Source organism: [Ruminococcus] torques ATCC 27756 (assembly GCF_000153925.1).
Classification (GTDB): domain Bacteria; phylum Bacillota; class Clostridia; order Lachnospirales; family Lachnospiraceae; genus Mediterraneibacter; species Mediterraneibacter torques.
Map to the genome: position 1 here is coordinate 172,060 of NZ_DS264356.1, position 12,498 is coordinate 184,557.

Consider the following 12,498-nt stretch of genomic DNA (forward strand, 5'->3'; position numbering starts at 1 on the left):
TTAGAAAATGATTGAAAATTTCATCTTTTCTATCCGGTCTTTCATTTTATAAATCTACTTATAAATCTACAAAATCAATATCAAAGCCATCTTTTTTTGAAGATGTTCTATTGCTTCTGCCTACTGCCTGTTTTTCCTCAGGCTCATCAAACGCTTCATCGTCGTATTCATTCTCATAATCGTCATCATATCCGACTTCAAAATCATCGTCAAACCCATATTCGTCCGACTCATCGTCCAGATAACCTTCTTCCTCATAGTCATCGTCGTACTCGTCGTCATATTCATCTTCATACTCGTCGGCATATTCATCTTCATATTCATCCGAATACTCAGCATACTCTTCTGACTCATCCGATTCATCATCAAAGTCATCATCGTAATCATCTTTTGCTTTTCCTTTTTTAGCGGACTTTGCACTCAACTTTTTCTCTTCTTCCTCGAATGGAATGTCGTACTCATCATACAGATCATCTAATTCCTGATTTCGATGGACAAGTTTTACCGCAAATACGATTGCCAAAATCAAGAGAAGCAAAAACAATGCTGCCGCCGCTACAAGAACAACCATTGTATTTTCCGCTACAAATTCGCCCAGCTTCGCAACTATGCCGCTCTCACTGTCTTTCTTTTTCGTCTCCTCTTTCGGAGCCTCAAAATACTGATATGTTCCGTCTTCTGTATCGTACTGATAGAAAGATTTTTCACCTGTCCTTGTATTCAATGCATAAATAACATAATATCTGGAATTGGACGGATCAGACCATGCCGGGAAGTTTTCTTCCTGAACTGTCATGTCCACTTCCTGATAACTGCTCGGAAGTTTTGCCGACTTCGGTGCATCAACAACGATCAAAGATGTTGTATCCGATATTGCAATTTGTGCGAAAGGAGCAAATGTTGCATCCTCTGTATTAAACAGGAAAAATTTTCCTTTTCCTGCGTCATCCATTAAAAATCCAAGATAAACTCCCGCGTCATTTGCTACAAATTTTCTCTCTTCTCCGTTAAATGTCATCTTTGTCTCAGAATAACCTTCCGGAATATCTGTTGTCGTAAACGCCTCCGAAAAATGATAATCATTTCCGTCTACAGTCACAACAATATCTGTACTTTCACCTGCCGGTGAATTAGGAGCCGATGTCGGTTCTACACTTGTTGTTCCATCGTCTGCCGCTGCAATCGAAATTGCGGAAGATCCATTGTTCAAATTTAATGTATCTCCGGAAGAAATCGTAGCTGAGCTGCTGCTTACAGAAATCTGCGTATTCGCAACCGTAAGAGCTCTGAAAACTACCGCCGTTCTCAGCTCTGTTCCGCCGCCTGTACCTTTATAAGTCAGCGTACCCGCACCGTCTGCCGTAAATCCATCGCCGCTGACAAATTCAAGCGCCTTCGGATCATAACTCATTGTAACATCCACACTTCCGATCGTACCGCCTGAACTTTGAACAACAAAATCAACGCTCACATTCTCTCCGACTTTCGTTGACGGATCAGAAAACATCAATACGCCATCCGCCGCAAATACCACCGTACTCAACACCGGAATCATCAAACATACCGCAATAATAATGCTTGCAAATTTCTTTAATACTTTCATATACTTAACCTCTTTCTGTTTTTTATCTTCCCCTGTTCCGGTTGGATATTATTGAACTGTACCTTCCGGAGGTGCTTCGGTCTGTCCGCCGCCGCTGTCTGTTCCGCCATCCGGCACAACCGGAGGTTCTACAGTTGTACCGCCTGTATTATCCCCGGTACTGCCATTTCCTCCGACGCCGCCTGTTTCTCCCGAATTTCCGGTATTACCACTGTTTCCGCTCATGCTTCCGTCATCATAATTTCCGCCGGTGTTTCCGCCTTCGTAGTTACCGCTGTTATCGGTATATCCACTGTCATTATAAGATTCACCGCTATCATATGACGACTGCGATCCTGTTCCCGAAGACTTCTTTGCACTTGCAGTATACGAAATATTAGAACCGACCGTCTGCACTGTAGACGATGGAACATATCCTGTAATGCCAAACAGGAATTCATGAAGCTTTGTTACATTCGATACAAGATTATCCGGCACGACAACGCTTCCGATCTCTGAAAGCATATCTGTATACTTATCTTCCGGGAATCCCATATTTCCTACCAGTTTATATTCACTGTAAGCTGAAGCATATTTCAAAATCTCCGGCAGCGTAAAACTTGTTGAAACTTGCGGGAACACTTTATCGATGATCTTGTTTAACGTTCCGATATCCGCTCCCTTCGCCTTTTCAAACATTTTTTCTATTACAAGGCGCTGACGCTCCGTACGAGTAAAATCTCCGCCTGCCGTAGAACGAATTCTGGCATAAGTTGTCGCCTGCGTTCCGTCTAATTTCTGAAGGCCTGCACTTTGAAGAAGATTTGCCGCCTTTCCCGCCGAATTTGCCGTTTCAGGAATATATTGATTAATATACGGAAGTTCTTCCTCTGTAACTTCAATCTCTATGCCGCCCAACAGATCTACCGCATCTGCGATCGCGCCAAAATCAACCGTCACATAATCCTGAATATCAAGATCAAGATTCATGTTCAACATATTGATAGCAAGTACGGGACCTCCGTAGCTATATGCCGCATTACACTTCTGATAAGTTCCTTCTGAAAGATCAAGCAGCGTGTCTCTGTACACTGACACCATCTTGATTTCCTTTGTCTTATTATTCAAGCTTGCAACGATAATACAATCCGTACGATTTCCTTCTCCCAAGTCACCGTCTCTTGAATCCACGCCAAACAGTGCAACATTCGTATAACCGTCTCCAAGATCTACATTTTTATTTTTCTTCACTTCTTCATTGATAATGATGTCGTCCGCTTTAATTGATTTCGTATCAATCTTACTCCACTTCGCATAAACATACATTAATCCGAATGCTAAAAGCGCTGCGATGAAAGCTCCTACGCAGATTAATGCGATCTGCCATGGCTTCATCTTATGAACACGTCTCTTTTTGCGCTTCTTTCCTTTTCCTGAAGCGGAAAAATCTTTCCTGCGGGTAACCGGTTTCTTTGGCTTAGTTGACGTCTCTTTCCCCCTGTGCATTGCTTGCCTTCTGCGGGATGAATTACGCTTCACCTTGTTCTTTGACATATTTTCTCACCTATTTTAGTATATACTTAATCTACATCATACCATGATACAACAAATCTCTACATTATTCAATCATTTCCCCTGAAAAGATTAAATAAAAATCCCCAAAGTTCCCCGGGGATTTTTATCTGCATATTGAGGCTATTTCGCACAATATACTTATTCATATTTTTTTAATTGTTCAAGAATCGTTCTCGCCTTTTCTTCCCATGTATTCTCTAAAGCCTCTTTATCCAATAACGCCTTATATGTTTCATCTGTTTTCAGCAATATTGCCTTATCTAACTGCTCTAAAAATTCTTTATGGTCATGTCCGATCAACACCGATTCATATTTCCTGCATTCGTCCATATCCGTTGTCACGATCGGTTTATTAAGCGCCATATACTCAAATAATTTAACCGGAGAAGTCGCTTTCGTAATGTCGTTGATCAAAAACGGAATCGTTAAAACATCCATACGGGCGGCATAATTCTGAAGGATCTCATATGGACGCGACCCGCAAAAATGAACGTTTTTCCATTGATCTGCTCCCGATTTATCATAAGAATCATCATATTTGATTCCAAAAAGTACAACTTGATATTTATTTTCCTGATCAATTTTTTTCAACAGATCATAATCAAACCATTTTGCCAGCGCCCCATAATATCCGATAACCGGCTGCCCCTTTTTCAAGATAGACTCAAACTCTTCATCACACTTAAAATTCGGATCGCACCCATCATGAAAGTGAGCATAATCCACGCCATTACTTGAAAAAGCAAGCCGAACATCTCCTCGCTTTTCAATGACATCTTTCTTCAGCGCCTCGGCAGTTACAACAACAAAAATATTTTTATCTGTCATAGCCAGATCATACTTTTCTTTTACGTTCACGGGAAGTTCGTCTGTTCCCGCAAGATGCGGATTCAGGTCGTCAATATACTCATAAACGATTTTATATCCCTGCTGCATATACTCTTTAATCTTTGCCGCAGGCAAAGTCCAGTCTGTTGAATAGAACTGAACATATTTCGGAGCTTTGCATTTTTCAAGTTCCTGAAAAAGCAGCTTTGAAAATGCTGTATTCGCATAGTTGACCAGATATAAATTATCCGCCTGTTTTTTGATCCGCTTCACATCATCCGTAAAACGTGTCACTTCATAAAAGACAAGCGTTCTTTGCTTCGCAAAATTGCTGAAAATATGCTGAGGTCTTTGGTACAAAGGCACATCCCATCCAAATGAACTTCTCCAGATCACAATCCGATCGTAAGAATTTTTTGAAAGAATCCGGTCGATTCCCTCGATAAATTTCTTTTTATTAACAGCGACATAAATTCTTTCTTTTACAGAAAGCTTTACAAGATAATTAGAATAAATATATCCTGCCGCCTTTTTTATCGTTCCTGCCAACCCATATTTTTTTACAAGATTTTTCAATTTACTGATCTTATCTTTCATTTTTCTCCCATTCTCCCATATACGCTTTCAATTCTGCCGCTTTCACAGACCAGTCATTTTCCCACGCACACTTTTTCAGGAGCTCCTTCCGTTTTTCATCCTTGCAGTCGTCCTTACATTCTTCAACCAATGAAACAAATTCCTGTACATTTTGGGCGATTTTTACCGCAGTATATTTTAAACATTCCGGAAGCGCTGTTGAAACAACCGGTTTCTCCATCGCCATATATTCAAATAATTTAACAGGAGAAGTTGCTTTTGTAATATCATTGATCAAAAACGGGATAATGCATACATCCCAAAAATGTACATATCCTGCCAATGACTCATAAGGTTTTTTTCCAAAATACTTCACATTTTTATAATCAAGCAGCCCGCTCTTTTTCAGCGAATCATCATGCTCAATCCCGATCAGGATCAACTGGATCTTCTCATTATCTGCCAGTCTTTTCAAAAGATCATAGTCAACCCAAGCCGCCAATGCCCCGTAATATCCGACATGCAGCATATCTTCTTTAAGCCACTGTCTGTAGACTTGATCTTCCGTCACGCTCTCCGGTACAAACTTGTCACACTCTGCCCCATTGGAAATTTGAACGATCCTCGTCTTTTTATTATTCGACTTTGCCTCTTTATACAGTTTATCCGCAGTCGCTACAGTCAACACATTTTTTGCTCTTAACAAATATTGATGTCTCGATCGGATCTGCGCGATTTTTTTTCTTGAAATAAGTTCCTCATTAATATCATCTACATACTCATAAATAATCCGAAATCCAAGTTCTGAATATTGTTTTATTCTGCTTACCGGAACGGTATCAGTAGAATATACCATGACGTATTTCTTTTCTATCTGCTTCAATGCATTTAATAAATACTTCCTATAATAATACAGATCCAATACATATACATGACGCGCAATCGGCGTGATACGCCGTCTATCCTTAAAATCTATATCATAATACGAATTGTATAAAATGAGCGTCTCCTCATCCCCCATATTTCTAAGCATATGCTGAGGACGCTGCATCATTATGTTGTGATATCCAAAGTGATTCTCATAAATAACAATCCTGGAATAACCTCTTCTTAAAATCCGATCTATAAGATCTTTCCTCACCCGACTGATCGGCGGATTCCATAAGTCACGCTCTGTTTTCTTCCACTTTACGGCAATCATCTTGATTGTTCCGCATATACCCTTTTTTCTGATTTTATTTATGAGTTCTTTTCCCGCCATGACTTTCCTTTCTCAATTCAAACAAAAACTTCACATTGCTGTTCCAAAAACGTTTTATACGCTTCGGTTCTTTCGTAATCCTATACAGCCACTCCAAATTATGACGTATAAAAAATGAAGGAGCACGCTGTTTCTTACCGCTTAAAACATCAAAACTCCCACCGACGCCAATATAAATTCCTTTTCTGTCAGAACGGAAATATTTATGAATCAAAAGTTCCTGCTGAGGAGCGCCTAATGCGACAAACACCAAATCCGGATCAAGCTCCGTTATCTGCCGCATTACCTTTTCTTTATCCTCTACATATCCATCTGTATATCCGGAAATAATGACATTCTTGTACTCTTTCTCAATCCGTCTGACAAAAGAATCCAAAACCTCTCTTTTTGCTCCGAACAAATAAATCGAGCACTTTTTTTCATTTGCATATTTAAGCAGTTCCTCACACAATTCCACTCCCGGTATCCTTTCTTTAAAACGGAATCCCAACTGCTCTCCACCCTTTACAATGCCGATACCGTCTGCAGCAATCACTGTATTTTTATCCATAAGAACCCGATTCATCTCCGGCATCTTCTTTCCGAGCATAAAAATCTCCGGATTGGCTGTCACAACAAAACAGCCTTTCTTTTCATCAATCCTTTTCTGCAAAAAATCTAAAAATCTATTTTTACTTCCTCTATATGTTCTCCCATAATATGCTTTTATAGATGCCATCACTTCTTTTCCTCGAACCCTTCCGTACTCTCTTTTACAAAAAGTATTTTTCCTGTCATAATGATCAATTTCAAATCGAGCAGAATCGAATAATTCTGTATATACATCAGGTCAAGCTTCAGCTTATCATACGCTGTCGTATTATATTTTCCGTAAATCTGAGCATATCCTGTAAGTCCGCCCTTGACTTTTAGTCTGTAAGAAAATTCCGGCACTTCCGCCGTATACTGCTCTACATGCTCCACCCTCTCCGGACGAGGACCTACAACGCTCATATCTCCTTTTAAAATATCAATAAACTGCGGCAATTCATCAATTCTGGTCTTTCTTATAAATTTTCCGACAGGGGTGATCCTTTCGTCATCTTCTTTTGCCGGTATGACTTCCCCCTCTTTTTCCGCATCTACGATCATACTTCGGAATTTATGAATTTCAAATACTTTTCCCCCGATCGTACATCTTTTCTGCCTGAAAAAGACAGGACCTCCATCATACAATTTGATCGCGATTCCGGTAATAAGCATAATTGGAGATGTTATCACCAGCATAAAAACAGAAATAATAATATCCAATGTTCTCTTTACAAACTTTTGTTCAAAAGTAAACCCATTATTACGCGACAGCAATAATGGAGTGTCAAAAAAATGAATATTTTCGGAGCTGCGAATAATAATGTCCGAAATTTTCGGTGTAATATACGACCGGATTCCTTCTGCATAACAAAACTTTACTAATTTATTACGCAAAGGAGAATGTATATCACAGAGAAATACCGCGTCAAACTTCTTCATTTCTTCTGTGATACGATCCCAGCCTTCTTCTACATTCATGGATTCTTTTATATTATATCGATCTTTTCTTGAATTTACTTTTCTCAAAAAGGATGTCGGATCGTATTCTTCATATAACAGTAGAATATCTCTGGGCGGAAATAGTTTTCTGAAAATCCAATTTACAACTAATGTCCACACTAAAATAACCCCGACATCAATAAATGTCAGAACGATCATAGCTTCAACAGGAATGAATTTCGCCGACAAAAGAACTGTCTCCAAATAAATCAGCACATTTGATGCCAACAAAGCAAGCGTCTGCGACAACATTAAACTGCTGCTTTTTAAATATCCGATCTTCATTCCGCCTAAAATATAAGAAAAAACCGTAAAAAAGAACGCGTAAAACGCAGCCATCATCAGATAGCCTTTATAATAAAACGGAAAAACAATTCCATCGTTATAGTTTTTATCCCATATATGAATGAAAAAGAATATCAATATCGCCAATAATAATATATTAAATCCAAAACGTATCAGCCTCTTATACTGTTCCAGCTTCCCAGTATGCATCGCTATATACTCCTCTTTTCTTCTGCATTGTTCTATATCTGTTAGATTATAGTATATCTTGTACCTTTTTTCAAGGTTTCATCATTTTCTACATTTTTATTTAAGAAAAAAGACATCCTTCTTTAAGATGCCTTTTTATTCTATATATTTTTCACAAAATTCTGCAATTTAAAACTACTTTTTCTCGAGAAAAATCTTTCTTGTTATAAAGTTGTAGACCATAACGATCACAGTGGCAATGATCTTTGACAACATATAGTAAATATGCATCATGTCAACAAACAGCCACATAAACAACTGATTTATTCCCAAACCGATCACGCTTAACACAATAAACACAATAAATTCCTGTGTCTTATTCGCATCCTTTTTCGCATCAAATACCCATTTTACACTTAAAATGTAATTGTATATCACTGATGCCGTAAAAGAAATCATTCCCGAAATCAAATAATGAATCCCGCAAAATTCCGTCAGTAAAAACAATAATCCTGCATCAATAACAAAAGCTGTTCCGCCTACAAACCCGAATTTTATAATCTGGGAAAATAATTTCTTTGTATTACTCATGGGCTTTGTTTCCTTTTTCCATACTGATCATCTGCAGTTTAAACTCAAAGTCCTGACGATCTTTTTCCACGATCGTTGTCAAAATCAATCCTGCAAAGAAAGATTGAATCGCTGCCAGCGCAACAAATCCGCTGACGATCAATGTCGGGAAATTAGGTACTAATCCGGTCTTTAAATATGTCACAAAGACAGGAATGAATAAGATTGCCGCAATTAGAACCAGCAGCGCTGACAACATTCCGAAAAATCCTAACGGCTTATAATTCTTATACAATCTGCCGATTGTCTTGAGCACTTTAAATCCATCGGAATAAGTATTCAGCTTTGATTCGCTTCCGTCAGGACGGTCGCGGTATTCAATGATTACATTTTCAACAAGCATGTTTTTATGCACAGCATGAATACTCATTTCTGTTTCAATCTCAAACCCCTTTGACAGAACCGGAAACGTCTTTACAAACTGATAGCTGAACGCCCGATATCCCGTCATAATATCACGAATATTACTCTTAAACAGATGGTTGATCGTTCCTCTTACGAGACTGTTTCCGAAATTATGGAACGGACGTTTATTTTCTTCAAAATAAGTGGATGACAAACGATCTCCTACTACCATATCCACATTTCTTTCCAATACTTTTGTAACCATTTCCCGTCCAAATTCCGCCGGATACGTATCATCTCCATCGATCATAATATAACATTCCGCGTCTATTTCACGAAACATGCGACGGATCACGTTTCCCTTTCCCTGCTGATATTCATAACGAACAACAGCTCCGGCTTCTCTTGCGATTGCAGCCGTGTTATCCGAAGAATTGTTGTCGTACACATAAATTGTAGCTTCCGGCAACTCTTTTTTCCAATCTTCCACTACTTTTTTAATCGTCTGACTCTCATTATAACAAGGAATCAAAACTGCTATTTTATCCATTTTTTGTATTTTTCCTTTCTCTTTTCCATGATAACAACCCTTTTTGAGTAATTAAACTTAACATAAGCGGTAAGCACATAATCACAGGGTATGCATAACGAACGAGTGCTACAGGGGAGATCAACAACGTGAACCAGTATGCCCCCCAAAAGCCAAACACAAATAATTGCTTATAATTTTTTCTATAAAAACTAACACTTATTCCAAACAATAATACAATAAAATATGTGCCCGGAACAAAAAAGTTGGAAACTATCGGAATTTTTTTCCATACAGCACTTTGAAAAAACGGTCTTAATATCTCTTCGTACTGCGGGAACAAACTCATTCGCTCTAAATAAATATAATCTCCTTTAAACAAATTCGGATCTGCCATATCAAATTCAGTATACGGATGAAACATTCTTTCATCCGGATATGATTTATTCGGATACCAAAACCCACAACTATTCTGCAAAAAAGCTTCTATATATTTTCTCGGACTTTTCAATCCAATACTTACATATAACTTTCCATATTTGGGCAGATCACTTTTCAAAACTTCTGAATTTAAATAATTCTTCGTTGCATCTGAAATCATCGGTCTATATTGATAATCCATAATATTTTTTTCCGGTATCAATTCCAATAGAGCTTCTTTTTCCTCATCCGTATACGCTTCCGGAGTTTCAACATACACTTTTGCCAACTGCTGGCATGGTATACTCATCATTTCACGAATGTTGCCGGATTTAACGCCTAGACTTGGAAGCAAAATATTCTGATATGATACATAGATTAACATTGATAACATAAACAAAATAATAGTTGCCTTTCTTCTCTCTTTAAAACAAAAAAAGCAAATCGGTATGAGCAAGATCAATGCATATAATCCATTATTCCGAAACATACACATTAATACTACATATAAAACAAACTTGACTAAATTCCACCGATTATCCCAAAATCCTGATGTGCGATCCGCCATCTCGATCAAACTTAAACTAACTAAAACAAAAAAACCTGCAAAGATACTGTCCTTTGTATCCCACACACTCATAATATAATGCAATGGGAAGCACAAATAAAAGCACATCGTAAACCAAAAAAGTCGATTATAACCTTTTTGCAACAAAAACCATGCAACTTTCATCGCCGCATATGCCAAAAACAATACCTGTAAAAGTGTAAATATCCCTAACCCAATTTCATAACTATGAAAAACAACATATCCGATTTTCATAAAACCGGACAATAATAATGAATGTAAAACCGGATGGTGGCCACTCACGTTCCCTGTAACCAAAAATTGCAATGTTTGATCTATTGAATCATAATCATAAATTCCCGGAAACATAGCAAGATAAGCAATGCCCCATATAACAATAATCGCTAAGAATATTTTCCATTTTGATATATTTTTCACACAAGATTCCGCAGCTTTAAATCTACAATCATCTAAAATGTAAATCAATAATACAAAAAGTGGAAATAAAAAAATTGCCAAACAGAGAACTTTTATCCATGTAATCCATAACCAATTAATTGCTCTTAAATACTCTATCTGAGCACCTATAATACAGATACATGCAAATAATAACGAAAGAATTCCTGCAAAAACCGCTTTCTTCTTTGTGATAACTTTACAGCAATAATACACTGAAAAAGCAGATGCCGCATAAATAAAATAATAGATTATATTATTTGCATAATTGGGAGATACATCCATTCCCGTTCCTATCTTAATATAATAAACGACACCGATCGTCCCCACAAAAGCCCATATTAAAGAAATTATTACACTTTGCTTTTTTAATTTTTCACTCATTATATCCTACTCCCGATTTAGCCCTGACACAAACTCATTGCTAAATCTCTGGCAGCAATCATGCAATCTTCCATTGAACAGTATGTCCACGCTCCATATCTGCCAATCGTATAGATTCCATTTTTTTCTTCTTCCGCTTTAAATTGCTGAACCATTTTCTCTGTCTCAGTATTGATATGCACGTAAGCCGGATCCATGATAATAGTCGAATGTTCTTCTAATTTTGTATCATCATCAATAATTCCCAACTTATGCAAATTTTCAAGAGTTAATTTTAACTGCATTTCTACATCTTGTTCTGTAATCTCATCTTCTTTTCCATATCCGATCTCAATATACATACTAAGTTTGTCTGCATCCAAAATATTATCGTAAAATCCAATTCTATAAAAATTCACTGCTTTATCCGGAATATACATCCAATGCTCTTCTGTGAATTTTGATTTTTTGTTGAACCCAAGATTAAATACGAGAACTTTATTATATGACAATCGGTTCTTCAAAGCAGAAAACTTTTCACCTTCAAAATATCCTAAAAAGTGATTTAACGGAGAAGTATTGATCAAATATTCATAATTTATTTTGCTGCCGTCATCCAATTGCGCAACTTTATGTTCATTATCAATTTTAACAACTTCATGTTCCATCAAAATTTTAGAACTATCCAATGCATCATACAGAATCTGGATAAAGGAACCCGCTCCGTTTCTTGGATAAAGAAAGCTATTGTTATATGAAGTGCTGTCTTTATTTGCTTTCATATTATCTATGATTGCCGGAATGTCTGCATACGGAAAAAATCTGCCCATTGCATCTTTATCCAATGTCTTTAAATCAACCGCATACAACTTTTCATTATATGGTTTTAAGAACTTTTCAACGATTGACTTTCCAAATTTCCCATAGAGCATATCCAAAAAGCTGTCATAATCTTCCTTTTCTTCTTTATGGAATAAATCATAGAGACAATCTATAAACTCTTCTTTCTCTAATTGATGAATATTTGTCTGAAACGGATAATCCACCAATTCTCCCTTATAAATAATTTTTGTATTTTTATCTTTATATTTAATATCTTCCGGATTCACGCTATCAAGAAATTTCTTTTTGAATTCATCTGTACTAAAATGGAAGAAATGCCCTGCATAATCCCAAACATAATCTTTCTTCTTAATAGTACGGCAATATCCACCCACTTCTTTTTCTTTTTCGATAATTAAATAATCACCGTCTGCGTAGTTTGCAAAAGTAAGTCCGGATATTCCAGCGCCAATAATCAAATATTTTACATTTCTATCCAT

The 12,498-nt window shown here is 37.2% G+C and carries 10 protein-coding genes; all 10 read right to left on the reverse strand.

Annotated elements, in window-relative coordinates; all coding sequences use genetic code 11:
• Positions 1-58: 58 nt before the first annotated feature.
• Positions 59-1,603, reverse strand: coding sequence for a hypothetical protein (locus RUMTOR_RS07175; RefSeq protein WP_004846544.1), 1,545 nt, complete (start codon positions 1,601-1,603; stop codon positions 59-61).
• A gap of 48 nt (positions 1,604-1,651) precedes the next feature.
• On the reverse strand, positions 1,652-3,088 hold the full coding sequence (locus RUMTOR_RS07180; RefSeq protein WP_004846546.1) for an LCP family glycopolymer transferase: 1,437 nt from the start codon (positions 3,086-3,088) through the stop codon (positions 1,652-1,654).
• Between the two features lie 207 nt (positions 3,089-3,295).
• Complete coding sequence (locus tag RUMTOR_RS07185) at positions 3,296-4,582, reverse strand: glycosyltransferase (RefSeq protein ID WP_004846548.1); 1,287 nt, start codon at positions 4,580-4,582, stop codon at positions 3,296-3,298.
• On the reverse strand, positions 4,572-5,822 hold the full coding sequence (locus tag RUMTOR_RS07190) for a glycosyltransferase (protein ID WP_004846551.1): 1,251 nt from the start codon (positions 5,820-5,822) through the stop codon (positions 4,572-4,574). Before RUMTOR_RS07190 ends, RUMTOR_RS07185 begins: the two co-directional genes overlap by 11 nt.
• The gene (locus RUMTOR_RS07195) at positions 5,797-6,540 is read right to left on the reverse strand and encodes a WecB/TagA/CpsF family glycosyltransferase (RefSeq protein ID WP_004846553.1); all 744 of its coding nucleotides are present in this window, start codon (positions 6,538-6,540) and stop codon (positions 5,797-5,799) included. The genes RUMTOR_RS07190 and RUMTOR_RS07195 overlap by 26 nt, the downstream gene beginning before the upstream one ends.
• Positions 6,540-7,886, reverse strand: a complete 1,347-nt coding sequence (locus RUMTOR_RS07200; RefSeq protein ID WP_004846555.1) for a sugar transferase — start codon at positions 7,884-7,886, stop codon at positions 6,540-6,542. Before RUMTOR_RS07200 ends, RUMTOR_RS07195 begins: the two co-directional genes overlap by 1 nt.
• 174 nt (positions 7,887-8,060) lie before the next feature.
• On the reverse strand, positions 8,061-8,456 hold the full coding sequence (locus RUMTOR_RS07205) for a GtrA family protein (RefSeq protein ID WP_004846556.1): 396 nt from the start codon (positions 8,454-8,456) through the stop codon (positions 8,061-8,063).
• Positions 8,449-9,390 (reverse strand): glycosyltransferase family 2 protein, encoded by a 942-nt coding sequence (locus RUMTOR_RS07210; protein WP_004846559.1) that lies wholly within the window; start codon positions 9,388-9,390, stop codon positions 8,449-8,451. Before RUMTOR_RS07210 ends, RUMTOR_RS07205 begins: the two co-directional genes overlap by 8 nt.
• The gene (locus RUMTOR_RS07215; protein WP_004846560.1) at positions 9,383-11,197 is read right to left on the reverse strand and encodes a DUF6020 family protein; all 1,815 of its coding nucleotides are present in this window, start codon (positions 11,195-11,197) and stop codon (positions 9,383-9,385) included. Before RUMTOR_RS07215 ends, RUMTOR_RS07210 begins: the two co-directional genes overlap by 8 nt.
• 17 nt (positions 11,198-11,214) lie before the next feature.
• Positions 11,215-12,498 carry a protoporphyrinogen/coproporphyrinogen oxidase gene (locus RUMTOR_RS07220; protein WP_004846563.1) on the reverse strand — a complete coding sequence of 428 codons (1,284 nt, stop codon included), beginning with the start codon at positions 12,496-12,498 and terminating at the stop codon, positions 11,215-11,217.

What these genes read in the sequence shown, in the direction of transcription:
- RUMTOR_RS07175 (WP_004846544.1), bottom strand. Translation starts at nt 1,603, where the DNA reads ATGAAAGTATTAAAGAAATTTGCAAGCATTATTATTGCGGTATGTTTG.
- RUMTOR_RS07180 (WP_004846546.1), bottom strand. Translation starts at nt 3,088, where the DNA reads ATGCACAGGGGGAAAGAGACGTCAACTAAGCCAAAGAAACCGGTTACC.
- RUMTOR_RS07185 (WP_004846548.1), bottom strand. Translation starts at nt 4,582, where the DNA reads ATGAAAGATAAGATCAGTAAATTGAAAAATCTTGTAAAAAAATATGGG.
- RUMTOR_RS07190 (WP_004846551.1), bottom strand. Translation starts at nt 5,822, where the DNA reads ATGGCGGGAAAAGAACTCATAAATAAAATCAGAAAAAAGGGTATATGC.
- RUMTOR_RS07195 (WP_004846553.1), bottom strand. Translation starts at nt 6,540, where the DNA reads ATGGCATCTATAAAAGCATATTATGGGAGAACATATAGAGGAAGTAAA.
- RUMTOR_RS07200 (WP_004846555.1), bottom strand. Translation starts at nt 7,886, where the DNA reads ATGCATACTGGGAAGCTGGAACAGTATAAGAGGCTGATACGTTTTGGA.
- RUMTOR_RS07205 (WP_004846556.1), bottom strand. Translation starts at nt 8,456, where the DNA reads ATGAGTAATACAAAGAAATTATTTTCCCAGATTATAAAATTCGGGTTT.
- RUMTOR_RS07210 (WP_004846559.1), bottom strand. Translation starts at nt 9,390, where the DNA reads ATGGATAAAATAGCAGTTTTGATTCCTTGTTATAATGAGAGTCAGACG.
- RUMTOR_RS07215 (WP_004846560.1), bottom strand. Translation starts at nt 11,197, where the DNA reads ATGAGTGAAAAATTAAAAAAGCAAAGTGTAATAATTTCTTTAATATGG.
- RUMTOR_RS07220 (WP_004846563.1), bottom strand. Translation starts at nt 12,498, where the DNA reads ATGGATAGAAATGTAAAATATTTGATTATTGGCGCTGGAATATCCGGA.